This is a genomic window from Pantoea sp. SO10 (genome assembly GCF_005281435.1).
Taxonomy (GTDB): Bacteria; Pseudomonadota; Gammaproteobacteria; order Enterobacterales; family Enterobacteriaceae; genus Pantoea; species Pantoea leporis.
Genome location: NZ_CP040095.1, coordinates 470,879 through 494,868, shown reverse-complemented (window position 1 = coordinate 494,868; position 23,990 = coordinate 470,879). Strand labels below are relative to the sequence as shown.

Below are 23,990 nucleotides of genomic sequence, written 5' to 3'. Positions count from 1 at the left end.
GGCGCTTGCGCGCCCTGATGATTTAGCTGCGATCGACCGGGAAGGCGATCACTTCGCTTAGCGAGCTGGCTTTCAGCGCCAGCATGATCAAACGATCCACGCCCAACGCCACGCCAGAACAGGCAGGCATACCGTGCGCCAGTGCATCCAGCAGATAGGTATCGATAGGATGTTGCGGCAGGCCACGCGCAGCACGACGACGATTGTCCTGCTCAAAGCGCTGACGCTGCTCGCGGCTATCGGTTAATTCACGGAAACCGTTCGCCAGCTCAATCCCTTTGTAATAGACCTCAAAGCGCTCGGCGACGCGGTGATCTTCCGTACTGATCTCCGCCAATGCGGCCTGCGTCGCAGGGAAATGGTAGACGAAGCACGGCTTATCGTTACCAATCTTCGGCTCAACGCCCAGCATAAACAGCAGCTGCAGCAGCGTATCGCGGTCTTCTTCACGATTGGCCAACTCGCCCTCGCCCAGCTTCTCCGCCACTTCGCGTAGCTGCGCTTTATCAGCCGATAACGGATCGACTTCCAGATGGCGGATAAACGCCTGCTGATACGACAGGGATTCCGCGCTGTCGCACTCCAGCACCTGCTGCATCAAATCGTCCACCTCGTTCATGAGGCGGTACATGTCGTAGTGCGGACGATACCACTCCAGCATGGTGAACTCGGGATTGTGGTGACGCCCGGCCTCCTCATTACGGAAGCTGCGACCCATCTGGTAAATCGGACCACTTCCGGCCGCCAGCAGGCGCTTCATGTGATATTCCGGACTGGTCATCAGCCACAGATCGCGCCCTTCGGCTGCGCCTGGCCCAACAAAACGCGTCTGGAACGGCACCAGATGGATGTCAGTAATGGTCGCCTGGCTCATCGCCGGGGTATCGACCTCCAGCACGCCGCGATCGGCAAAGAAACGACGTATTTCCGCCATGATAGCGGCGCGTTTCAACAAATTGGCAATGGGTGCGCTCGGCTGCCAGCTTGCCGTTTCGCTCATGTTGATGACTCCTCATACAGATAAGGGGTGGAAGTCTACCCGCAATGCCGATGGCAAACAACGGCAGCGGGCGCAGGCAGCAATTTGCTAGCGGGCAGCTATACTTAACCCATTAAAATCGTGAAGGAATCCCACAATGTCTCCATGGAAAACCCTGCTTGCCAGCCTGAGCGCTTTTCTCTCCGTTGCCTGCTCAACCGCGCCGCCTAAAGGTGTCACAGTAGTAGAGGGTTTCGACAGTCAGCGCTATCTCGGCCAATGGTATGAAATCGCCCGCCTCGATCACCGCTTTGAGCGCGGATTACAACAGGTTACCGCTAATTATAGTCCGCGCGAGGATGGCGGTTTGAAGGTGATCAATCGCGGCTACAATCAGCAGAAACAGCGCTGGCAAGAGAGCGTTGGCAAAGCCTACTTCACCGGCGATAAACAGCGCGCCGCGCTGAAGGTGTCGTTCTTTGGCCCGTTCTATGGCGGCTACAACGTGATCGCACTGGATCCTGACTATCGCTATGCGCTGGTGTGCGGGCCGAATCGTAGCTACTTGTGGATTCTGTCACGTACGCCGCAGCTGGATGAAAATGTTAAGCAACGCCTGGTTGAACAGGCCAGAAGTGCCGGATTCCCGGTGGATGAGCTGATTTGGGTGGAGCAGAAATAGAGAGGACCGGTGCGAAAGTCGCTTTCGCACCGGACTATCTTACTGTGCGCTGCGCTGGATTGCCTTGCCGCCCGCCGAAACGTCTTCGCCAACACCACGCGTGGTGTTACAAGCGGTCAGAACGGATGAGAGCACCAGCACGGAAAAAATCGCGACAATACTTTTCTTTAACATAGCCATATCCTTTTTGGTTGCAGTAAAAGTACAGCTCTTAAAGCATAGTCTTGATCTGTAAAACTGCGGATTGGACGGATGAAAAAAGAGAAGGGAAACACACAGTGAGAAAAAAGGCGCATCAATGATGCGCCTGATTTGACGATTATTTTACGCGAGAAACGTATTCGCCAGAGCGGGTATCTACTTTTACTACTTCGCCAATCTGTACGAACAGTGGCACTTTGATTACAGCGCCAGTCGACAGCGTAGCGGGCTTACCGCCGGTACCTGCGGTATCACCCTTCAGGCCTGGATCGGTTTCGATAACTTCCGCTTCGATGAAGTTCGGTGGCTGAACAGCGATCGCTTTATCGTTCCACAGGGTAACGATACAATCCGCATTGTCCTGCAGCCACTTGGTCACGTCATCCAGCACTTTAGATTCGATCTGATACTGCTCGAAAGACTCTGGGTGCATGAAGTAGTAGAAGTCACCGTCGTTGTAAGAGTATTGCAGCGTCATATCACGAACGTCTGCGCCTTCGGCAGAGTCAGTAGATTTGAAGGTCTTCTCAACGCGAGAACCGGTCAGCAGACGACGCATTTTAACGCGCGCAAATGCCTGGCCTTTACCCGGCTTAACGAACTCACTGGCTTCGATGGCATATGGCTCGCCTTCGAACATGATTTTAAGACCGGGACGGAAATCGTTGCTAAGATAAGTCGCCATAAAGGCCCTCTGTAAATATTGAACTGGTAAATAGCCAAAAAAATGGCACACATTGTAACCCTAAATCCCCCCGTCAGAGAAGATTGGTTGCAGCAACTAGCTGATGTTGTCACCGAACCTGCTGAATTACTGCAACTTTTATCTCTTGATCAGCATGCTGATCTGGCTGCAGGCGCTGATGCGCGCAAGCTTTTCGCCCTGCGCGTACCGCGCGCCTTCATCGCACGCATGAAAAAAGGCGATGCGACCGACCCGCTGCTGCTGCAAGTGCTCACCAGCCGCCAGGAATTTATCTATGCGCCAGGTTATAGCACCGATCCGCTGGATGAACAAAGCAGCGTGGTGCCGGGTTTACTGCATAAGTATAGAAACCGTGCGCTGCTGCTGGTAAAAGGCGGCTGTGCGGTCAACTGCCGCTACTGTTTCCGCCGTCATTTCCCTTATCAGGATAATCAGGGCAACAAGCGCAACTGGCAGGCAGCGATTGACTACATCGCCACGCATCCGGAACTGGACGAGATCATATTCTCCGGCGGCGATCCGCTGATGGCGAAAGATCATGAACTGGCATGGCTGGTGGGCGCGCTGGAGAAAATCCCGCATCTCAAACGCCTACGTATTCACAGCCGCTTGCCGGTGGTGATTCCGTCGCGTATCACCGAGAGTTTGTGTCAGATTCTGGCGGACACGCGCCTGCAGGTATTGATGGTGAGCCATATCAACCATGCGCAGGAAATTGATGATGAGCTGCGTTACGGCATGCAGATGCTGAAGCGTGCCGGCGTGACGCTACTCAATCAGAGCGTGTTGCTGCGTGATGTGAATGATGATGCGCAGACGCTAGCGGATCTCAGTAATGCGCTGTTTGATGCCGGCATTCTGCCCTACTACTTGCACGTGCTGGATAAGGTGCAAGGCGCGGCGCACTTCTTTGTGTCAGATGAGGAAGCACGTGGGCTGATGCGCCAGCTGCTGCCGATGGTTTCCGGTTATATGGTGCCGAAACTGGCGCGCGAGATTGGCGGCGAGCCAAGCAAGACGCCGCTGGATTTGCAGCTGCGTCAGGCATAAAAAAAGCCGCATCAGCGGCTTTTTTTACAACTGCAACTTACGGGCACTTATACACCTGGCCGGTCATTTTGCTGTCGAGCGGTGCGAAAGCTGACAGCAGATTCTGCGTCGGGCTGGTGGCGCCATAAATCACGTTGCCGCCCATTTCTGCCGCGCGGTTGCGTAGGTCGTTAGCTGCGCCACGCAGTGAACTGCCTTCACCGCCTGAACCGCTCAGCCAGTTGCTCTGAGAGCCGGTAAGCGTTCCCAGCAGCTGACATTGACTTGCGGGTTGTTGGTCGACGAAGGTCACACGTTCGCCGCCAGCACTCAATTGATTGGAGCTGCTACAGCCCGCCAGCAGTAAAGTTCCGACTGCCAGACCGAGCAAGAGGTTAATCCGCATTGTAATCCCCATTTATTATCATCAGTGTCGGGCGGCAGCGTAGCAGAAAAGCGCACTTTTTTTCTGAACATTCATTGCCCTAAACCCGTAAAGCCGAAGTATTGCGCCCTTACTTATACCTTGTTCCCCAGCAAAAGAAAAACCCCCGACCGTTTCCGATCGGGGGTTTTCCAGATGACTTAAGCAGTCAGGGGCAATTACATCATGCCGCCCATTCCGCCCATGCCACCCATACCGGCAGCGCCGCCTAAATCAGGTGCGTCGCTTTTTGGCAGGTCAGTCACCATCGCTTCGGTGGTGATCATCAGGCCCGCAACCGACGAAGCGTACTGCAGCGCAGAACGAGTCACTTTGGTTGGGTCCAGGATACCGAAGTCGATCATGTTGCCGTACTCTTCAGTCTGCGCGTTGTAACCGTAGTTACCGTCGCCTGCTTTCACGTTGTTAGCAACAACTGAAGGCTCTTCGCCGGCGTTGGAAACGATCTGACGCAGCGGGGCTTCCATTGCGCGCAGCGCAACTTTGATACCCACGTTCTGATCTTCGTTATCGCCTTTCAGGCCAGATGCGGCGATTTTCGCTGCAACGCGAACCAGCGCCACACCACCACCGGCAACCACGCCTTCTTCAACCGCAGCACGGGTCGCGTGCAGGGCATCTTCAACGCGTGCTTTCTTCTCTTTCATTTCAACTTCAGTTGCTGCGCCCACTTTCAGCACGGCTACGCCGCCTGCCAGTTTCGCTACGCGCTCCTGCAGTTTCTCTTTGTCGTAATCAGAGGTTGCTTCTTCGATCTGCTGACGAATCTGCGTTACGCGGCCAGAGATAGCGCCTTGATCGCCCACGCCATCGATGATGGTGGTGGTGTCTTTGTTGATCACAACGCGTTTTGCCTGACCCAGATCTTCCAGGGTAGCTTTCTCCAGCTCCATACCGATCTCTTCAGAGATCACGGTACCGCCGGTCAGGATAGCGATATCCTGCAGCATCGCTTTACGACGGTCGCCGAAGCCAGGTGCTTTAACCGCAGCCACTTTGACGATACCGCGCATGGTGTTCACCACCAGCGTTGCCAGAGCTTCACCTTCCACGTCTTCTGCAATGATCAGCAGTGGCTTACCGGCTTTCGCAACGGCTTCCAGCACGGGCAGCATTTCGCGGATGTTAGAGATTTTCTTGTCAGCCAGCAGGATGAACGGGGTTTCCAGCTCAACTGCGCCTGTTTCTGGCTTGTTGATGAAGTACGGAGACAGGTAGCCACGGTCAAACTGCATACCTTCAACCACGTCCAGCTCATCTTGCAGGCCGGTGCCTTCTTCAACGGTGATAACGCCTTCTTTGCCCACTTTGTCCATCGCGTCTGCAATCAGTTTGCCCACGGTTTCATCAGAGTTAGCAGAGATGGTACCAACCTGTGCAATCGCGCGTGAATCCTGGCAAGGCACAGACAGGGTTTTCAGTTCTTCAACGGCGGCGATAACGGCTTTATCGATACCGCGTTTCAGATCCATCGGGTTCATGCCCGCAGCGACGGCTTTCAGGCCTTCGGTGATGATGGCCTGAGCCAGTACAGTTGCAGTGGTGGTGCCGTCGCCTGCTGCGTCGTTCGCTTTAGAGGCCACTTCTTTCACCATCTGTGCGCCCATGTTTTCGAACTTGTCTTCCAGCTCGATTTCACGCGCAACAGAAACACCATCTTTGGTGATGGTCGGTGCACCAAAAGATTTATCCAGAACCACGTTACGGCCTTTCGGGCCCAGGGTAACTTTTACTGCATCTGCCAGTACGTTTACGCCACGCAGCATTTTTACGCGTGCGTCATTACCGAATTTTACGTCTTTAGCTGCCATTTCAAATATCCCTTAAATTCGTTTCGTTCAGTGAATTGCGCGTAAATTACGCTTCAACAACTGCCAGGATGTCGCTTTCGGAGATGATCAGAACTTCTTCGTTGTCGATTTTCTCGGTTTTAGCACCGTAGCCTTCGCTGAAAATCACCAGATCACCCACTTTTACGTCCAGTGGCTTAACTTCACCGTTTTCCAGGATGCGGCCTTTGCCAACAGCCAGGATTTCACCGCGGGTAGATTTACCGGCAGCTGAACCGGTCAGCACGATGCCGCCCGCTGATTTAGCTTCGACTTCTTTACGCTTGACGATAACGCGATCGTGCAATGGACGAATTTTCATTTGATAGCTCTCCTTTAGAAAGTCCAATCATTCATTTTTGGGGTTGAGCCGGACAGCAGGGCTTCCAGCCTCGTGCTGGAAGAGATAGGGGCAATAAGTGGGCTTTCAAGGGCAAAAAATATAAATATTTTCGTTTCTGCAACAGACGGCGAAAAAAGCAACAAAAAGGCGGCTTGCGCCGCCTTGATTATCTAATGGTCTTTGTCATGACCTATTTGGTCCTGATCTTTGCGCTCATATTCACCGTCCACGGTGAAACCCGCATCCGGACCGGCGCCCGGACCTCGCCATACGCGCAAGTGCGGCATCAGCTTCAACGTCAGATGCTTCTGCACCGGCGGCAACAGCAGCAGTAAACCGAGGAAGTCGGTGAAGAAACCGGGCAACAGCAGCAGGAAGCCGGAGATGATCAGCGAAACGCTTTTGGTCATCTCAGCCGCCGGGCTTTCGTTACGCGCCAGCTTCTCCTGCATCAAACGGAAATTCTTCATGCCCTGATTTTTCACCAGCGACACACCAATACACGAGGTGAAGATCACCAATAGCATGGTGAGCAGCACGCCCAGCGCATGCGCGACCTGAATGAAGATTGAGATCTCAATCCAGGCCAAAACAAAAAAAATCACGAACGGTAACCAGCGCACCGAGTTCTCCTGTGAGTTGAAGCTGCCCCGCAAATGGCCAGGCAGCAAAAAGGGAGGGTCTTTACGACCGTATTGATAGAGATGGGCATTTGCACCGGCATTTTCAACCGATCCTGCCATTTTTTTCCCACTGACTTAAAATTGCGAAGTACATCACATATCGTTATTACCGCTGGGCCTGCAAAAGCCCGTAAAGTGATCTGTGCACAAACAATTCTGTAACATCAGAATATGATCGTGCCCGTCAGTGCGAAGATGGATAATATGTCGGCGCTGACATTCCACGACAATATAATCGCTTCACCTGCACGTTGTTTGCCGCCCGTCCATCCCGACGCCCGGCAGTAACCAGGCAGCAATAACAAGAAGGTAATCATGGCGAACAACATTCGTATCGAAGAAGACCTGTTAGGCATGCGCGAAGTTCCGGCAGACGCTTACTACGGTGTTCATACTCTGCGTGCGATTGAAAACTTCTACATTAGTAACAATAAAATCAGCGACATACCGGAGTTTGTCCGCGGTATGGTGATGGTGAAGAAAGCAGCCGCGCTCGCCAACAAAGAGTTGCAGACCATTCCCCGCAATATCGCCAACACCATTATTCAGGCCTGTGATGAAGTGCTGAACAACGGTAAATGCATGGATCAGTTCCCGGTTGACGTCTATCAGGGCGGCGCGGGCACCTCGGTCAACATGAACACCAATGAAGTGCTGGCCAACATCGGCCTGGAGCTGATGGGCCACCAGAAAGGTGAATATCAGTACCTCAATCCCAACGATCACGTGAACAAGTGTCAGTCCACCAACGATGCTTATCCAACCGGTTTTCGTATCGCGGTGTACGCTTCGATCCTGAAGCTGCTCGACGGCATCAATCAGCTGAGCGAAGGTTTCCAGCGCAAAGCGGTTGAATTCGAAAGCATTCTGAAAATGGGCCGTACTCAGCTGCAGGATGCGGTGCCGATGACGCTTGGCCAGGAGTTCCACGCGTTTAACGTGCTGCTGAATGAAGAGACTCGCAGCATTCTGCGCACCGCTGAACTGCTGCTGGAAGTGAACCTCGGCGCCACCGCCATCGGCACACGTCTCAACACGCCGGATGGCTATCAGCAGCTGGCGGTACAGCGTTTGGCGGAAGTGAGTAATCTGCCGGTGGTGCCTGCAGAAGATTTGATTGAAGCCACCTCCGACTGCGGCGCGTACGTGATGGTGCACTCGGCTCTGAAACGCCTGGCCGTGAAACTATCGAAAATCTGTAACGACCTGCGCCTGCTCTCCTCCGGTCCGCGCGCCGGCCTGAATGAGATCAACCTGCCTGAACTGCAGGCCGGTTCATCAATCATGCCCGCCAAAGTCAATCCGGTGGTGCCAGAAGTGGTGAACCAGGTGTGCTTCAAAGTGATCGGCAATGACATTACCGTCACCATGGCGTCAGAAGCGGGTCAGCTGCAGCTCAACGTGATGGAGCCAGTGATTGGCCAGGCGCTGTTTGAATCGATCAGCATTCTGACTAACGCCTGCTTCAACCTGCTGGAAAAATGCGTCAACGGCCTCACCGCCAACAAAGCGGTGTGTGAAGCTTACGTGTTCAACTCGATTGGTATCGTCACTTACCTCAACCCGTACATCGGCCATCACAACGGCGATATCGTCGGTAAGATTTGCGCCGAAACCGGTAAAAGCGTACGTGAAGTGGTGCTGGAGCGTGGCCTGCTAACGGAAACTGAACTGGATGACATTTTCTCCATTCAGAACCTGATGCATCCGGCGTACAAAGCCAAACGTTACACCGACGAAAACGAACAGTAATCCGTTCCGGATCAAGTTGCCAACAGCACGCCCGTATACAATGCGGCGTGCTTTTTTCATTTTGGCGGCTACAACTTTAAGAGTCGGGATTTCTCCGCGGCTCAGGGAGTGGAACGAATGGTAGTAGTGGAGTTGGTTATTGTCCTGCTGGCAATCTGGCTCGGTGCACGTCTGGGCGGCATCGGTATTGGGTTCGCGGGCGGTTTAGGTGTGCTGGCGTTGACGCTGATTTGCGGCTTGAAACCCGGCGCGATTCCCTTTGATGTAATCGAAATTATCATGGCGGTGATTGCCGCAATTGCCGCGATGCAGATCGCCGGCGGTCTTGATTATCTGGTGGGATTGGCAGAACGCCTGCTGCGCCGCCATCCACGCTATGTCACCTTCCTTGCGCCGCTGGTCACCTATGTCATGACGCTGCTGGCCGGCACCGGCCACACCGCCTTCTCCACCTTGCCGGTGATTGCCGAAGTGGCGAAAGAGCAAGGCGTGCGCCCGTCGCGTCCGCTGTCGATTGCGGTCGTCGCCTCGCAGATTGCCATTACCGCCTCGCCGCTCTCGGCGGCGGTGGTATTCTTCGCTTCAATCCTGGAACCGCATGGCGTGAGTTATCTGGCGCTGCTGGGTGTGGCGATTCCCTCTACCATGGCAGCGATCTTCTGCGCCGCCATCATCACCAGTTTTCTCGGCAAGGAGCTCAGGGATGATGAGAAATATCAGGCGCGTTTAGCGAAAGGTGAAGTGAAACTGCGCGGTGAGCAGGTTTATGACATCAAACCGGGCGCGAAGCGTGCCGTATTGCTGTTCCTGATCGGCATCGCCGCCGTGGTGCTCTACGCCACCGCAATTAGCGACAGCGTTGGCCTGATCAGCAATCCCGTGCTGCCACGCAACGAAGCCATCGTGGTGTTTATGCTGACCGTTGCCACGCTAATCTGCCTGACCTGTAAAGTCGATACCGGTGAAATCCTCAGCGCCAGCACCTTTAAATCGGGCATGAGCGCCTGTATCTGCGTGATGGGCGTGGCGTGGCTGGGCGATACCTTTGTCAAAGCGCACCTCAACGATATCCAGGCGTTAGCCGGTGACATGCTGCAAGGTTATCCGTGGATGCTGGCGCTGGTGCTGTTCTTCGCCGCCACGCTGCTCTATTCGCAAGCCGCCACCACCAAAGCGTTGATGCCTGCCGCGTTGATGCTGGGCGTCTCGCCGCTGGCCGCCGTCGCGTCCTTTGCGGCGGTTTCCGCGCTGTTTGTGCTGCCAACCTATCCTACGCTGCTGGCCGCGGTGGAAATGGATGACACCGGTTCAACCCGTATCGGCAAGTTTGTGTTTAATCACTCCTTTATTATTCCCGGCGTGTTGGCGATTGCCTTCTCGGTGGCGTTTGGCCTCCTGTTTGGCAGCCTGATTCTGTAGCGCGTTTACATCCTGAAAACCTCGTGGCGAAGCGGTCGTGTTATTATCGCGGCCTATTCGCCACCGGAGCTCACTCATTCGCTATGGCTGCACGACTCTTTCGCCTTGCCGGCTTTTGCCTGGCGCTGGTTTTCTGCCTTTCGGCACAAGCCTCACTCTTCTCCCCGAACAACAACAGCCGCTTTGTGCCGGTTGATCAGGCGTTTGGCTTCGATTTCACTCAGCAAGGCAATCAGCTGACGCTCAGCTGGAAAGTGAAGGATGGCTACTATCTCTATCGCCAGCAAATCCACGTCACGCCGCAAAAAGCGCAAATTGCTCCACTCACGCTGCCGCCGGGCCAGCCGCATGAAGATGAGTTCTACGGCAAAAGTGAAATCTATCCGCAGGATCTGCAACTGCCGATCACGCTGCGCCAGGCCGATGCCGGCGCGACCGTCACCGTGACCTATCAGGGCTGTGCGGCTGCGGGCTTCTGCTATCCGCCGGAAACCCGCGCGGTGCCGCTGAGCGCGGTTGCCGCCAATCAGGCTGCGCCTGCGGTCAGTGCGCAGCCCGCCAATCACAGCACGCCGCTGCCGTTTTCACCGCTTTGGGCGCTGCTGATTGGTATTGGCGTCGCTTTCACGCCGTGTGTGCTGCCGATGTATCCGCTGATCTCCAGCATCATTTTAGGAGGCCCGCGCCGCTATTCGATGGGGCGATTGTTCGCGCTGGCGATGGTGTATGTGCAAGGTATGGCGCTGACGTACACCGTACTCGGCATGGTTGTGGCAGCGGCCGGATTACGCTTCCAGGCGGCGCTGCAACATCCTTACGTGCTGATTGGCTTGTCGGCGCTGTTTATCGTGCTGGCGCTGTCGATGTTTGGCCTGTTCTCGCTGCAATTGCCTGCCAGCCTGCAAACGCGCCTCACGCTGTGGAGCAATCGCCAGCAAGGTGGCTCGCTGCCGGGCGTCTTCATGATGGGTGCACTGGCCGGGTTGATCTGCTCGCCCTGCACCACCGCACCGCTCAGCGCCATTCTGCTGTACATCGCGCAGAGCGGTAATCTGTGGGCCGGAGCCGGCACGCTGTGGTTGTATGCCTTCGGCATGGGCCTGCCGCTGATTGCCGTGACGATGTTTGGCAACAAGCTGCTGCCAAAAAGTGGGCCGTGGATGCAAACCGTCAAAGAGGGTTTTGGCTTTGTGATTCTGGCGCTACCGGTATTCCTGCTGGAACGCGTGATTGGCGATCTGTGGGGCATCCGTCTGTGGAGCCTGCTTGGCGTGGCATTTTTTGCCTGGGCATTCAGCCTCAGCCTGCGCGCCAGCGGCAAATGGCGCGTGCTGCAAGTCATCATGCTTGCTGCCGCGCTGGTCAGTGCGCGCCCGCTACAGGATTGGGCGTTTGGCAGCAGCAACAGCGCGCAAGCCGTGGCGCATCTGCCGTTCCACACCATCAATAGCAGCGAGCAGCTCGACAGCGCGCTACAGCAGGCGCAAGGCCGTATCACCATGGTCGATCTCTACGCCGACTGGTGTGTGGCCTGCAAAGAGTTCGAGAAATACACTTTTAGCGATGAGGGCGTGCGTAACGCGCTAAGTCAGGTACAACTGCTGCAAGCCAATGTCACCGCCAATAACGCGCAGGACAACGCGCTGTTGCAGCATCTGCAGGTTTTAGGTTTGCCCACCATTCTGTTCTTCGATGCGCAAGGCAAAGAGATCCCCGATTCGCGCGTCACCGGCTTCCTCAACGCCGCCGATTTCCGCACGCATTTGCAGAATGTGTCACGTTAAACGACACTGTCAGCAGGACACTGTCCTTTCGTCCGCGAGCGGGCCCGCATTCCAGAGGAGAGTCACTTGCAACGTGAACAAATACTCGAGCATGCGTTGAATGTGCTCGAACAAAGTGGCCTGGCCGCCACCACTTCCCTAACTCAGCTGGCTGGTGCAACCGGTCTTGAAGCGGAACAACTCACGCGTTTCTGGCCCGATCGTGATGCTTTGCTGTATGACGCGCTGCGCTATCACGGCCAGCAGATTGACAGCTGGCGTCGTCAGGTGCAGCTTGATGAACACCTCAGCGCCGAACAAAAGCTGTTAGCCCGCTACGAAGTGCTGAGTGAGCACGTCAGCAAAGGTCGTTTTCCCGGCTGCCTGTTTATCGCCGCCTGCAGCTTCTATCCGCAACCCGATCAGCCGGTGCATCAGCTAGCCGAACAGCAAAAGCGCAGTTCCTGGCAATTCACCCATGAAATTCTGGTCGATTTAGCGCTGGATAATCCCAGCATGGTGGCCGATCAGATGGAGCTGATTCTGGAAGGTTGCCTGAGCAAACTGCTGGTGAAACGCAACGTACAGGATGTCGCGACGGCGCGGCGTCTGGCGGAAGATGTACTCGGCATCGCGCTGTGCCGCAAAAATGGTGCGCTGGCGTAGCCTTTTTGTTCACCTTGTCTGAAAAGCAAGCAATCAATCACGATTGCACCGCTTTTTTGACGAAAGCCGTTGACGGCTGTAAGCCATTAGGGTTTAATGCGCCCCGTTGCCCGGATAGCTCAGTCGGTAGAGCAGGGGATTGAAAATCCCCGTGTCCGTGGTTCGATTCCGCGTCCGGGCACCAACATTCTGAAAACCCAGCTTATGGCTGGGTTTTTGCTTTTCTGCGTTTTGAAAAAGATGCCAGTTTCTCACCGACATCTTCCCCCACATCAGATCTGAAATATCCGACCATCTCCGGTGGGAAGTTCAACATTCAGACTCAACTTACCGCCTAACGCTTCTACATATTTTTTCAGGCTGGAAAGTTTTATCTCGTCACCTCGCGCCTCAATCGCTGCGATAGCAGGTTGCGAGATACCCATCTTTTCAGCCAGCTGCACCTGTGAAAGTTCCAGCTCCTCACGCAACTGACGCAGGCGGATTTCCATGATTTTTTGATCAGCCTTACTTTTAATGCGCTCCTGAGATTCAGGGGAACGCTGCGCAATCAATTCTTCAAGTTTTTGCATTGGTTAGTTCCTCCAGATGCTGCTTGTACTCTTTATCGGCTAGTTTGATCATCGATTGGTAGAAACGCTTCTGATTCACTCCAGTTTTATCCCCCGCACACAGCACGATAGCCTTCCTCACGGGATCAAACGCGAAAAATGCGCGAATAGGCCTTCCATTGCTTTGAACGCGAAGTTCCTTCATGTTGGCAAAACGAGAGCCGGTGACGGTATCGACATCCGGTCGCCCCAACATTGGGCCAAACACTTTCAGCAGTTCGAGACTCGACAACACATCTTCAACCATTTCGTCATCTTGTTCTTGCAGCCATGCTGCGAAGAGCAAAGTAATTTCGACTTCCCAACTGTTCAAACTTGCCTCTCATAAACTGTAGTTTATATTCTTAACATATAAACTGAAAGTTATATTTTGAGAGATGATTTACATCATGATTTCTACTTGCCGCTGCACTTAACGTTTTAAATTTGAGAATTTCCTCTGAAAACAAATTAAATACTCAGCTAATACTTTTAATCTATCTCCCCATAATAAAATCCAATAAAATTAATTATCAGTGAGTTAAACCCATCCAAAATAGTAATTCGTGATCCTGTCTCGGTTAGCCGTAACATCCCCTGCGTAACATCTGCGTAATCGCGTAAGCTTAATTTCATACCAGTAATCACCTGCTGATTCAGCTTGTTAGCTTAACGCCCTAATCATTGAAGTAATGACTCATCAAAACGAAAAATAAAGCGTCTCACTTTCATCTTTAATTATTTATTCAGAAACACAACGCGATTAATTAAATCACTCCCTACAGGAAAATAACCATGAGCGCAGGAAACCGAATCTATTTACGTCGTCCCGCCGATGCCGAACCGCTGTTGGAAGCTTTTCGCCGGTTACCGGCTGCGGTGGTGGCGGATTGCATGAGCCGTTTGCCCGCCTTGTCGGCCGAGATCAGCCTGAAAACCGCGCCGCGCCAACCGATCATGTGTGGCCTGGCGGTGACGGTTAAAGCGCGTTCCGGTGACAACCTGATGCTGCACAAAGCGCTGGATATGGCGGGCCGAAACGATGTGATTATTCTGTCGAACGAGGGCGATCGCAGTCAGTCGCTGATGGGCGAAGTGATGGCGACCTATGCCAGACAGCGCGGTATGGAAGGCATTGTGCTGGACGGACCGGTCCGCGATATCGAAGGGTTGTCACGCATGGACTTCCCCATCTACGCCGCCGGTCACACGCCGGGCGGCCCGTTCAAGGATGGTCCGGGCGAGATCAACGTGCCAATTGCCTGCGGTAAAATTCACGTTTCACCGGGCGATATCGTGCTGGGCGATGCGGATGGTGTGATTGTGATTCCTCGCCAGGATGCCGCACGCATTCTCGAAGCGGCGCAGGCGTATTTAATCGTTGATGAACACAACTTCGAGCTGGCGAAAACCGGCTCACTCGAACGCAGCTGGCTGGATGAGACGCTGCGCACCAAGCAGGTTGAAATCATTGATGATGTGTTTCGTTAGAAACAAAACCGCGCGATAAATCGCGCCGCTACCGATGCGTGCACCTATGTGTAGCGGCGCAATTCATTGCGCGATAAATCGCGCCGCTACGGATGCGTACACCTATTTGTCGCAGCGCAAATTATTGCGCAACGCTAAGGCGTACTGCTCACCATCGCCAGTTTGCGCTGGCGATTCTCACGCCACACCGCAAATATCCCGGCCAGCGCTACAATCGATGCGCCCAGCAAGGTGGTGCTGCCCGGCAGGCTGTTCAGGAACAGATAACCAATCAGCATCGACCACACCAGCGTGGTGTAATCGAACGGTGCCAGCAGTGACGCATCGGCGTAACGCAGGCTCAGCGTCACCAGAATCTGCGCCAGCCCACCAAACAGGCCGCAGCCCACCAGCAACAGCAGCTGTATCGCGCTGGGTTTGCTCCAGCCAAACAGCGCCGTCGCCAGGCCAATTACGGTAGTCATCAGTGAGAAATAGAACACGATCGCGCCCGGCTTCTCGATGCCGTTGAGGAAGCGAATTTGCACGTTAGAGGTCGCGGAGCACAGCGCCGCCAGCAACGCACATGCCACACCAATACTCGTCGTCGCGTTGCTGGCCCCATGGGAAAACAGCGCGCCGCTGGTGCTCAGGCTGGAAGAGAGCATGATCAAAATGCCGGATAATCCCACCACCACGGCGACCCAACGCGAAACCCGCACCCGCTCTTTCAACAACATCGCCGCCAGGATTACGGTAAACAGCGGCGCCGCATAGCTCAGCGCGGTGGCATCGGCCAGCGAAATATAGACCAGCGCCAGATAGTTAAAATACATGCCGCCGGTGCCGGAGAAGCCGCGAATAAAGTGACAAAAAAGGTTACGCGTCTTGAGATTGTCCAGCACGTTGCCCTGCATTTTCAGCCAAATCAGCAGCGGCAACAGCGCGATAAAACTGCGGAAAAAAATCACTTCGCCGGTGGGAATGGCGCCGTTCAGCCCCTTCACACACGCCAGCATCAAGGTGGCGCACAGCGCGGCCAGTATCTTCAGTAACACGCCTAATCGGGCATTCATGCTTTTTCACTTCTCTCTACCACATGCAATCGGCGGGACTGCCGAGAGGACTTGCAATCAGCCTGGCGAGAAAAGTGTGCGCTGGATAACACTTTTTTGCTCTGCCCGAATAGAAAGAACTTATGCGCCGCTTAGCCATATTTTTTTGCTATTGCACGACAGGGTTTCCCTCTTTTTCGTCTGAAAACAAAGCCGATATAGTCCAGAAAAACGAGAACGCAGGCGCTCCGTCCCGGTGACGCCGTGGTATTCATCATTGAGGAAGTTCACATGACCATGAAAAGACGTACCACCATCGGGCTGGCACTGCTGCCGCTGCTGGCTATTTCGGCTGCTCATGCCGACATGATGGCCAACATCAAATCCAGCGGCGAGCTAAAGTGCGCGGTCTATTCGGACGTGCCGCCCTTCTCTTCTCCGGATCCGAAAACACGTCAGCTGGCGGGCATGGATATCGATCTGTGTAACGCGCTGGCGAAGCAGATGAACGTCAAACTGACGCTGGTGCCCACCTCGGTGGAAGCGCGTATTGCGGTGATTGCTACCGGCCGCGCCGACGTACTGATCGCCAATCTGGCCTACACCAAAACCCGCGGCAACCAGATTCAATTCAGCGATCCCTATTACGTCGCCAAGGAGATGCTGCTGGTCAAAGCACCGCTGGCCGACAAGCCGCTGAGCTATTTCAAGGGCAAACGCATCAGCGCCACCAAAGGCACCACTTCTGAGCAATCAATCCATATCAAAGGCGGCAAAGCGGTGACCTTCCAGGATTCAGCCTCCGCGTTCCTCGCGCTGGAGCAGAACAAATCGGTGGGCTTCGTCACCAACACCATGACCGGCATCAAAACCATTTCGCAGGCAAAAAAAGACGGCATCAATCTGGCGATGATCAAAGAACCGATGGCGCTGGAGCCGATTGGTGTCGGCATGAAGCGTGATGAACCGGCGCTGCTGGCCAGCGTCAACAGCAGCCTGAAGGCGATGGACGATGACGGCACCATCGACAAAATCTGGGATACGTGGATTGGGCCCAACACCGAATACAAAATGGTGCGCGAAGAGCGCGTACAGCCGCTCTCCAGTCTGAAATTTGAACCGCTGGAATAACCATGCCCGTGACGTCGCACTCTGCTCTCCAGCCTGCCAGCGTTCCCGCGCTGGCTTGCTCCTCTGCTATCAAGCTCTCCACCATCGGCGCACGCGCGTGGCTGGTGGAAGCGCCAGGCGGTTTCGATCTCCCGGCGCAGCGCCGCATCTGGTCGCTGGCGCGCCTGCTGCATGCCGATGAAGCGATTGAAGCGCTGATCCCCGGCGTCACCAATCTGCTGGTACTGTTCCGCCATATTCCAGCTGATGAAATCGCCGTGCGCATGCAGCTGCATGCCGCATGGGATCAGGCGCAGGCGATCAGTCCGCAGGGCAAACTGATTGAAATTCCGGTGCATTACGGCGGAGAACACGCCACCGATCTCGAGGCGGTGTGCCGCCATACCGGTTTGAGCCCACGCGAGGTGGTGCGTCTGCACCATCAAAGCGAATACACGGTGTTTGCATTGGGCAGCGCGCCGGGCTTCGGTTATCTGCACGGTCTCGATCCGCTGCTGGCGACACCGCGCAAGAAAGTGCCGTCGCTCAGCATGTTGAAAGGCACCGTCACCATCGGTGGCGCGCAGGCGGGCGTTTCGGCGCTGACCGGCCCGAACGGCTGGAATGCGATTGGTTTTGCCGAGCTGGCGGTGTTTGACCCGCTGGCCGCATCGCCCGCGCTGATGGCACCGGGCGATCGCATCCGTTTTCTGCCGCAGAGGATTGAGCTGTGATTGAGATCGAACAGAGCGGTGCGCTCAACACGGTGCAGGATTTAGGTCGCTTCAACTATCGCCACATGGGCGTGTCGGTGAGCGGCGCGATGGATCCGCTGGCGCTGCGTGCCGGTAATTTGCTCCTCGGCAACGACGAAAATGCAGCGGCGATTGAAGTGCAGCTGTTCCCGTTCCGCGTGCGTTTTCTGCAGGAAGGCAGCATCGCGGTGACCGGCGCCGATTGCCGCGCCACGCTGGATGGCACGCCGCTGCCACCGTGGTGGGGCTGCAGCGTGCGTGCCGGGCAAGTGCTGGAGCTGCGTTATCCGCGCAGCGGCGCGCGTGGCTATCTGTGTGTTTCTGGCGGCATTGATGTGCCGCTGGTGCTCGGCTCGCGCAGTACCGCGTTGCGCGGCGGCTTCGGCGGTGTTGAAGGACGCCCGCTGCAGCGTGGTGATCGGCTAACACTCGGCGAAAATCGCGGCCCGGCACTTCCGCAGAGTGGCATTGGCATCGAACCGCCGGACAGCGCGTTACATGCCTTTTTCCCCAGCAACAGCGCCGGAGAAATTCAGCTGCGTGCCATTCCCTCTGGCGAATATCCGCTGTTTGCCGCCGATGCCGCGCGCTTCTGGCAGCAATCCTGGCAGGTATCAAATCAAAGCAATCGCACCGGCTATCGGCTTTCTGGCGATCCGATCTTCCCGTCAGAAACCGTTGAGATGCGATCTTACGGACTGATCCCCGGCATTGTGCAGGTGCCGCCGGGTGGCGAACCGATCATCCAGCTAAGCGATGCCAACACCGCCGGCGGTTATCCGAAGATCGCTGGCGTGATCGAGCAGGATCTTTGGCGGCTTGGGCAAGTGCTGCCGGGCCAGTCGATCCAGCTGATCCGCAGCGATGTGCATGAAGCGATTGCCATCGAACAGGAAGTGACGCGCTGGCTGAGCCGCCTGCGTGTTAGCTGCCAGCCACTGCGTAAAGCGCTTACCGTTTAATCCGCACAAGGAAACTAAACATGAAGATTGATGTGAATTCCGATATGGGCGAAGGCTTCGGCGTTTACCAGCTGTGCGATGACGCCGCGCTGATGAAAGTGGTGTCATCTGCCAATATCGCCTGCGGTTTCCACGCCGGCGATCCGGCGATCATGACCAACATGGTGCGGCTGGCGAAGGCAAATGGCGTGGGCATTGGCGCGCATCCCGGCTTGCCGGATCGTCAGAGTTTTGGCCGCCGCGAACTGCCATTTAGCGCCGAAGAGATTTGCCAGCAAGTGGCCTATCAGCTCGGCGCGCTGACGGCGATTGCCCGCGCGGAAGGCACCTACGTTTCCCACTTCAGTTTCCACGCCGCAATGGGCAACATCGTCAACCGCGATGCCGCGCTGGCGCAACAGGTGATGGAGTTAGTGGCGCGCATCAATAGCGAGCTGATCATCTTCGCCCAGCCCGATACGATCATTGAAGTCGCGGCGCAGGCGGCTGGCCTGAAAACGCTGACGCTGTTCCTGGCCGACCGCGCCTATGACGCGCAAGGCCGTCTGGTGCCGCGCGGCATTGCCGGTGCGGTGATCAACGAGGAAAGCGCGCTGCGTGCCCGCGTGCGCCAGTTTTTGCAGCACGGCACGGTGACGACGATTGAAGGTGAAGAGATTGCCGTACGTGCGCGCTCGATTCTGGTTCACAGCGACACGCCAGGTTCACTCGCGCTCGCCACCATTGTGCGCAGCGAAATCGAAGCCAGCGGCCATCAGGTTGCCCCGGCGGCAGAGGTTCTACAATCCAGGTAAAAACCAGGTCGCCATTTTTGGCGACCTGGACATCAAACGCATCCACCACAAAACGCCGCAATGCGATCGCATCCCGTCTCTAACCGCTCCATGCTCGTGGCATACGACAACCGGATAAACGGGCTCATGCCGTACGCCGCGCCCTGCACCGTGACTACGTGCTGCTCCTCAATCAGCGCCAGCACAAAATCGGCATCATTCGTGATCAATCTGCCACCGGCGCTGGTTTTACCGATGTAGCCCGCGATATTCACAAACAGATAAAATGCGCCCTGCGGTTTGTGACAGCGCAGGCCATCAATCGACGTCAGGCGCTCCAGCACGTAATCGCGGCGCTGGCGATAGATGCGCGCGCGCTCCTGCAGCAGATCCTGCTGGCCTTCCAGCACCGCTACCGCCGCGGCCTGCGTTAAGGTGCAGACGCCGCCGCTGTTCTGGGTATTCACGTTGCTCATCGCTTTGATCAACGACGCCGGGCCGCCGCAGAAGCCCAATCGCCAGCCGGTCATGGACCAGGCTTTCGATACGCCGTTCACCGTCAGCACGCGCTCAAACAGACGCGGCTCAACCTGCGCCAGCGTGTAGAAACGCACATCGTCATAAATCAGGTGTTCGTAGATATCGTCGGTCATGATCCACACCTGCGGATGGCGCAGCAGCACCTCGCCCAACGCCTGCAGCTCCTCTTTGCTCGCCACCGAACCGGTGGGATTGCTCGGATAGTTGAGCAGCAGCCATTTGGTTTTGTCGGTGATGGCGGCGTCTAAATCGGCTGGCAGCGGTTTGAAGCCGTTCTCCTGTGTGCAGGGTAGCGCCACCGGTACGCCACCAGCGAATTTGACGATATCGGCATAGCTGATCCACGACGGCGTCGGGATCACCACTTCATCGCCTGGATTGATGGTCGCGAGGATCGCGTTAAAAATGATCTGCTTAGCGCCGCCAGCGGTGAGGATCTGGCTGACGTCGTAATCGAGCTGATTATCGCGTTTGAACTTCAGCTGGATCGCTTTGCGCAGCGCCGGCGTGCCGTCGGTGGGCGGATAGCGCGTATCCCCGGCGCGCGCAGCGGCATAAGCTGCTTCAATCGCGTGAGGTGGCGTGGGGAAATCGGGTTCACCGGTAGAAAGCGCCACCACATCAATGCCCTGCGCCGCGAGATCGCGGGCCTTTTGGGTCATGGCAACGGAGGCAGAAACGGTCACATTCTTTAATCGATCGGCTATCTCGGGCATGGGTTAATCCTGGCTCAGTTTCAGCATGAAAGGCTTGCAGCAAGCTGCAAACACGACGTTTACCAGAGGATAGGTTTTTGCCCGAAGCGGCGGTTAATAGTGCTTTGTTGTGGTGATATAACACAAAGCGATGACTGAACCGACCGCACACTTTCGCCATAAAGGTGGCGAGCCTGATGTGGAAATGCGCGGCAGGTCACGCGCCAGCGCCTGACGCAATGTTAATAGAGTGTTACTTTGAGTGCCGGTTAACAGCGCGCAACGCCGGTTTACTCACTCCCATCATCGCCAAATCTAATGAGTGAATCGCACCATACTAGTGCAAAGGTCGCTGTTTTACCCTCGCCGTCTCGGCAACTGTCCAACTCAGCACCTGCCGTAGGAGGCACTGTAGCTCTACCCTCCTGTCTGAGTTCATTCGCGAAAGCCTATTTTGGCATCAAGTTTGCTTGATACCCGCTATGCGTTCTGTTGGAGGAAGCGTTCATGAATCTTCGTCGCCTGAAGTACTTTGTTAAAATTGTTGATGTGGGCAGCCTGACCCAGGCCGCCGATATTTTGCATATTGCCCAGCCCGCGCTGAGCCAGCAGCTGGCTACGCTGGAAGGGGAAGTGAATCAGCAACTGCTCATTCGTACCAAGCGCGGCGTAACGCCGACCGAAGCCGGTAAAACGCTCTATTCCCATGCGCAGGCGATTTTGCGCCAGTGCGAGCAGGCACAAAGTGCCATTGAACTGGTCGGCGCGTCACTGAACGGCAGCGTCTCGGTTGGCTTAGCGCCGGGCACCGCGGCACAAAACCTCGCGTTACCGCTAATGATGGAAGTGCAGCAGCAGCATCCCGGCATCGTGCTCTACTTCAATGAGAACTTCGGCACCACGTTAAGCGAACTGATCATGAATGGCCGCATGGATATGGCGGTGATTTACGATCATCGCACCATTCACGGCCTGCGCTTTATGCCGCTGATGAAAGAGGATCTCTACTTCGTCTGCCCGTTTAGCCTCGCGCAGCCGGTGAAAGAGATCCCGCTGGCGCAGGTGGCGCAATACGATCTGTTCCTGCCGCGCGTCTACAACATCATGCGCAAAGTGCTCGATGATGCCTTCGTACACAACAATCTGCAGTACCGCGTGAAATGCGAGATCGAGTCGCAAACCACTCTGAATGCCGCCCTGAGCGCCGGACTTGGCACCACCATCATGCCGGAATCCGCAGCGCGCGCGATGCTGAAAAGCGGCGATGCGTGGATGGCAAAGATCGTCGATCCGGATGTGCAGGTGTCGCTGTCGTTTTGCATGTCGGATCACCTGCCGCTGTCACAGCCGGCCGAAGCGGTGAAATCGATCCTGCTGTCGCTGATGTCGCGCCGCAACGTTGAGAATCATCCTCTGACGTTGGTGGGATAAGTCCCGCTTATTGCCGCAAAGCGAAACCCTCTTACTGCCCGTATTGCGAACGCGCTAGATTACGATTTTGCCCGCTCCGGCGGGCGTGTTTCGCTTTGACGGGAATTCCATGGATAAAACCGCAATACCGCTGCCGACGCTGCGTGCGCTGGCGCGCAAGATGCAATCCTCCGGGCTGAACAGCCTGGCGCTCGATGGCAAGCACTGGTCAGTGCGGTTGACCTTCGCCGCCACGCCAGCCACGCCCGCGCCTGTCACGCTTCCCGCCGCTGAAATCCCCCTCATCCCGCAACGCATCGGCGCACCGATGCCCGGCACGCTGCTGCGCCGCCATCCGCATAGCCCGCAGGATTTTGTCGCGCCCGGCCAGCACATCGAGGCCGGTGCGGTGGTGGCGCTGGTGCAGGTTGGCCCGCTGTATGTGCCGGTGATTAGCCCGGATAGCGGCACGGTGCAGTCGTTCGCGGCAGAGCATTTGTCTGCGGTGGAGTATGGCGAGGACGTGTTGATGTTTCAGTCGCCATGAATGGCAGCCCTGCGGGGTTATAAGGGGCGCTTATTGCCTCAAAATTTTTATGTCTTATGCCCTTGCGGCATAACTGCATACAGTCAAAAGACGCCATAACGAGGAGAGGCAGATGCCATTTTCAGATTACAAAACCGCGCTGGTGACCGGCGCATCGGCGGGAATGGGCGAAGCGATTGTTGAGCGCTTGTGCCAGGAGGGCATCACCGTGCACGCGGTGGCGCGCCGTAAAGAGCAGTTGGCGGCGCTGGCCGATCGTACCGGCTGTATTCCGCACGCGGTGGATGTCAGTGACATAAAGGCGCTGACCGCGCTGTGCCAGGATCTCGAAATCGACATTCTGGTGAATAACGCTGGCCTGTCGCATCCGGGCTCGATCCTCGATGCCGACGAGAACGTGATTGAAACCCAGGTGGACGTCAATCTGCGCGCGGTGCTGCATCTGTGTCGTTTGCTGGTGCCGGGTATGGTGGCGCGCGATCGTGGCCACGTCTTCAACATCACCTCGATTGCTGCCATCTACAACTTCAACGGTAACTCGGTGTATCACGCCACCAAAGCCGGCGTGCATGCCCTTTCGCGCCAGCTGCGCGTCGATTGCTACGGCGCGCGAGTGCGCATCACCGAAATCTGTCCGGGCCGCGTCGCCACCGATATCTTCGGCAACGTGTCTGGCGATCACGAAGAGGCGCGCCGCCGCTTCATTGATGGCTTTGAATTGCCGCAGGCCAAAGATATCGCCGACTGCGTTGCTTTCGCGCTCGCGGCACCGCTGGCGGTAAATATCGGCAACATCGAAATCACCCCGACATTACAGGTGCCGGGCGGTCTTTCCACCATGCGACCGGGCGACCACAGCGCGTAGCAGGCGATGATGAGGTAACAGAATGGCTCTCGATTTCAGCAGTGTGATAACCGGCCAATACGGCCAGATGATCGTTGACGGAACGGTGATCACCCTTGAACTGGCGTTGGGTGCCTGGCTGCTGGCGATGGTGCTGGCGCTGCTGCTGGTGGTGATTCGCCTGACTGAAAACCGCATCGCGGTTGGGCTGGTCAAAGCCTATGTCTCTTATCACCGCAATGTGCCAACGCTGATCCAGTTGATGATGTGGTACTTCGCCATTCCCACGCTGCTGCCGGAAGCGCTGCAGATGTGGATCAACAACTACAACGCCGAGTTCCTGTTCTCCCTTACCGCGCTGGGCCTGTGTCAGGCGGCGTACTTCTCCGAAGATATCCGCAGCGGCCTGCGCGCCATTCCCGACGGGCAGAACGAAGCTGCGCGCGCACTCGGCATGAGCTACGTGCGCGCCATGCACGGCGTTATTCTGCCGCAGGGCATTCGCAATGCGATGCCCGCGATGATCAACCACACGGTGCTGCTGTTTAAAAACACCAGCCTGGCGATGGTGATTGGTGTGGCGGATCTCACCTATGTAACGCGCGATATTGAGAACCAAACGTTCCGTACCTTCGAATCCTACATCGTGGCGACCGGGGGTTATCTGTTCTTCTCCCTGCTGCTGATGGGCCTTGGCGCACTGCTGGCCCGCCGCTTCCAGCGCGTCTATGCGAGGTAATGG

26 protein-coding genes and 1 tRNA gene are annotated in these 23,990 nt (G+C 56.1%); 16 read left to right on the top strand and 11 right to left on the bottom strand.

What is annotated here, in order from left to right; translation table 11 throughout:
• Positions 1-22 precede the first annotated feature (22 nt).
• Positions 23-1,000, bottom strand: a complete 978-nt coding sequence (gene epmA / locus FCN45_RS02205) for an elongation factor P--(R)-beta-lysine ligase (protein WP_101762293.1) — start codon at positions 998-1,000, stop codon at positions 23-25.
• 136 nt (positions 1,001-1,136) lie between these two features.
• Here epmA and FCN45_RS02200 point away from each other — a divergent pair, with 136 nt between their 5' ends.
• Positions 1,137-1,661, top strand: a complete 525-nt coding sequence (locus FCN45_RS02200) for a lipocalin family protein (RefSeq protein WP_101762294.1) — start codon at positions 1,137-1,139, stop codon at positions 1,659-1,661.
• Positions 1,662-1,700: 39 nt separating this feature from the next.
• On the opposite strand, the gene FCN45_RS02195 is transcribed toward FCN45_RS02200, so the two are convergent.
• Both FCN45_RS02195 and efp read right to left on the bottom strand, forming a co-directional pair.
• The gene (locus FCN45_RS02195; protein WP_007886592.1) at positions 1,701-1,835 is read right to left on the bottom strand and encodes an entericidin A/B family lipoprotein; all 135 of its coding nucleotides are present in this window, start codon (positions 1,833-1,835) and stop codon (positions 1,701-1,703) included.
• A gap of 145 nt (positions 1,836-1,980) precedes the next feature.
• Positions 1,981-2,547 carry an elongation factor P gene (efp, locus tag FCN45_RS02190; RefSeq protein ID WP_034826669.1) on the bottom strand — a complete coding sequence of 189 codons (567 nt, stop codon included), beginning with the start codon at positions 2,545-2,547 and terminating at the stop codon, positions 1,981-1,983.
• Positions 2,548-2,589: 42 nt separating this feature from the next.
• Between efp and epmB the strand changes: the two genes are divergently transcribed.
• A complete protein-coding gene (gene epmB / locus FCN45_RS02185; RefSeq protein WP_137385038.1) occupies positions 2,590-3,618 on the top strand; it encodes an EF-P beta-lysylation protein EpmB in 1,029 nt (342 codons plus the stop codon).
• 37 nt (positions 3,619-3,655) lie between these two features.
• Here epmB and FCN45_RS02180 read toward each other — a convergent pair whose 3' ends face one another.
• The 4 genes from FCN45_RS02180 to FCN45_RS02165 all read right to left on the bottom strand — a co-directional run bounded on the left by FCN45_RS02180 (position 3,656) and on the right by FCN45_RS02165 (position 6,837).
• Complete coding sequence (locus FCN45_RS02180; RefSeq protein WP_008104416.1) at positions 3,656-4,003, bottom strand: DUF4156 domain-containing protein; 348 nt, start codon at positions 4,001-4,003, stop codon at positions 3,656-3,658.
• A 197-nt stretch (positions 4,004-4,200) separates the two neighbouring features.
• Positions 4,201-5,853: a chaperonin GroEL gene (groL, locus tag FCN45_RS02175; RefSeq protein ID WP_137385037.1), complete on the bottom strand. Its 1,653-nt coding sequence runs from the start codon at positions 5,851-5,853 to the stop codon at positions 4,201-4,203.
• 46 nt (positions 5,854-5,899) lie between these two features.
• Complete coding sequence (locus FCN45_RS02170; RefSeq protein WP_101762298.1) at positions 5,900-6,193, bottom strand: co-chaperone GroES; 294 nt, start codon at positions 6,191-6,193, stop codon at positions 5,900-5,902.
• A 191-nt stretch (positions 6,194-6,384) separates the two neighbouring features.
• Positions 6,385-6,837 carry an FxsA family protein gene (locus FCN45_RS02165; protein ID WP_192236087.1) on the bottom strand — a complete coding sequence of 151 codons (453 nt, stop codon included), beginning with the start codon at positions 6,835-6,837 and terminating at the stop codon, positions 6,385-6,387.
• Between the two features lie 375 nt (positions 6,838-7,212).
• Here FCN45_RS02165 and aspA point away from each other — a divergent pair, with 375 nt between their 5' ends.
• The 5 genes from aspA to FCN45_RS02140 all read left to right on the top strand — a co-directional run bounded on the left by aspA (position 7,213) and on the right by FCN45_RS02140 (position 12,681).
• Positions 7,213-8,649 (top strand): aspartate ammonia-lyase, encoded by a 1,437-nt coding sequence (aspA, locus tag FCN45_RS02160; RefSeq protein WP_137385036.1) that lies wholly within the window; start codon positions 7,213-7,215, stop codon positions 8,647-8,649.
• A gap of 117 nt (positions 8,650-8,766) precedes the next feature.
• Positions 8,767-10,068, top strand: coding sequence for an anaerobic C4-dicarboxylate transporter (locus tag FCN45_RS02155; RefSeq protein ID WP_137385035.1), 1,302 nt, complete (start codon positions 8,767-8,769; stop codon positions 10,066-10,068).
• An 83-nt stretch (positions 10,069-10,151) separates the two neighbouring features.
• On the top strand, positions 10,152-11,852 hold the full coding sequence (locus FCN45_RS02150) for a protein-disulfide reductase DsbD (RefSeq protein WP_137385034.1): 1,701 nt from the start codon (positions 10,152-10,154) through the stop codon (positions 11,850-11,852).
• A 66-nt stretch (positions 11,853-11,918) separates the two neighbouring features.
• Positions 11,919-12,497, top strand: coding sequence for a transcriptional regulator (locus FCN45_RS02145; RefSeq protein ID WP_101762303.1), 579 nt, complete (start codon positions 11,919-11,921; stop codon positions 12,495-12,497).
• Between the two features lie 108 nt (positions 12,498-12,605).
• Positions 12,606-12,681 (top strand) — tRNA-Phe (locus FCN45_RS02140).
• Between the two features lie 88 nt (positions 12,682-12,769).
• Here the strand turns inward: FCN45_RS02140 and FCN45_RS02135 are convergent.
• A complete protein-coding gene (locus FCN45_RS02135) occupies positions 12,770-13,069 on the bottom strand; it encodes a helix-turn-helix domain-containing protein (protein ID WP_137385033.1) in 300 nt (99 codons plus the stop codon).
• Positions 13,056-13,421 carry a type II toxin-antitoxin system RelE/ParE family toxin gene (locus FCN45_RS02130; protein ID WP_137385032.1) on the bottom strand — a complete coding sequence of 122 codons (366 nt, stop codon included), beginning with the start codon at positions 13,419-13,421 and terminating at the stop codon, positions 13,056-13,058. Before FCN45_RS02130 ends, FCN45_RS02135 begins: the two co-directional genes overlap by 14 nt.
• A gap of 461 nt (positions 13,422-13,882) precedes the next feature.
• Here FCN45_RS02130 and FCN45_RS02125 point away from each other — a divergent pair, with 461 nt between their 5' ends.
• Positions 13,883-14,578, top strand: a complete 696-nt coding sequence (locus tag FCN45_RS02125; protein ID WP_101762304.1) for an RraA family protein — start codon at positions 13,883-13,885, stop codon at positions 14,576-14,578.
• A 134-nt stretch (positions 14,579-14,712) separates the two neighbouring features.
• Here the strand turns inward: FCN45_RS02125 and FCN45_RS02120 are convergent, their stop codons facing one another.
• On the bottom strand, positions 14,713-15,633 hold the full coding sequence (locus tag FCN45_RS02120; protein ID WP_137385031.1) for a DMT family transporter: 921 nt from the start codon (positions 15,631-15,633) through the stop codon (positions 14,713-14,715).
• A gap of 270 nt (positions 15,634-15,903) precedes the next feature.
• Here FCN45_RS02120 and FCN45_RS02115 point away from each other — a divergent pair, with 270 nt between their 5' ends.
• Genes FCN45_RS02115 through FCN45_RS02100 form a run of 4 tightly spaced genes read left to right on the top strand, consistent with a single transcriptional unit; the run spans position 15,904 to position 19,233 of the window.
• A complete protein-coding gene (locus tag FCN45_RS02115) occupies positions 15,904-16,743 on the top strand; it encodes a transporter substrate-binding domain-containing protein (RefSeq protein ID WP_137385030.1) in 840 nt (279 codons plus the stop codon).
• Between the two features lie 2 nt (positions 16,744-16,745).
• Complete coding sequence (pxpB, locus tag FCN45_RS02110) at positions 16,746-17,456, top strand: 5-oxoprolinase subunit PxpB (RefSeq protein WP_137385029.1); 711 nt, start codon at positions 16,746-16,748, stop codon at positions 17,454-17,456.
• Positions 17,453-18,439, top strand: coding sequence for a biotin-dependent carboxyltransferase family protein (locus tag FCN45_RS02105; RefSeq protein ID WP_137385028.1), 987 nt, complete (start codon positions 17,453-17,455; stop codon positions 18,437-18,439). The genes pxpB and FCN45_RS02105 overlap by 4 nt, the downstream gene beginning before the upstream one ends.
• Positions 18,440-18,459: 20 nt before the next feature.
• Positions 18,460-19,233, top strand: a complete 774-nt coding sequence (locus FCN45_RS02100; protein ID WP_137385027.1) for a 5-oxoprolinase subunit PxpA — start codon at positions 18,460-18,462, stop codon at positions 19,231-19,233.
• Positions 19,234-19,265: 32 nt separating this feature from the next.
• Here FCN45_RS02100 and FCN45_RS02095 read toward each other — a convergent pair whose 3' ends face one another.
• Positions 19,266-20,468 (bottom strand): pyridoxal phosphate-dependent aminotransferase, encoded by a 1,203-nt coding sequence (locus FCN45_RS02095; protein ID WP_137385026.1) that lies wholly within the window; start codon positions 20,466-20,468, stop codon positions 19,266-19,268.
• A 486-nt stretch (positions 20,469-20,954) separates the two neighbouring features.
• On the opposite strand from FCN45_RS02095, the gene nac reads away from it, so the two are divergent.
• The 4 genes from nac to FCN45_RS02075 all read left to right on the top strand — a co-directional run bounded on the left by nac (position 20,955) and on the right by FCN45_RS02075 (position 23,987).
• Positions 20,955-21,878 (top strand): nitrogen assimilation transcriptional regulator NAC, encoded by a 924-nt coding sequence (gene nac, locus FCN45_RS02090; protein WP_137385025.1) that lies wholly within the window; start codon positions 20,955-20,957, stop codon positions 21,876-21,878.
• A 109-nt stretch (positions 21,879-21,987) separates the two neighbouring features.
• Positions 21,988-22,404 (top strand): acetyl-CoA carboxylase biotin carboxyl carrier protein subunit, encoded by a 417-nt coding sequence (locus tag FCN45_RS02085; protein WP_137385024.1) that lies wholly within the window; start codon positions 21,988-21,990, stop codon positions 22,402-22,404.
• Positions 22,405-22,516: 112 nt separating this feature from the next.
• Positions 22,517-23,269: an SDR family oxidoreductase gene (locus FCN45_RS02080; protein WP_137385023.1), complete on the top strand. Its 753-nt coding sequence runs from the start codon at positions 22,517-22,519 to the stop codon at positions 23,267-23,269.
• A 22-nt stretch (positions 23,270-23,291) separates the two neighbouring features.
• Positions 23,292-23,987 carry an amino acid ABC transporter permease gene (locus FCN45_RS02075; RefSeq protein ID WP_137385022.1) on the top strand — a complete coding sequence of 232 codons (696 nt, stop codon included), beginning with the start codon at positions 23,292-23,294 and terminating at the stop codon, positions 23,985-23,987.
• The last annotated feature ends 3 nt before the right edge of the window (positions 23,988-23,990 follow it).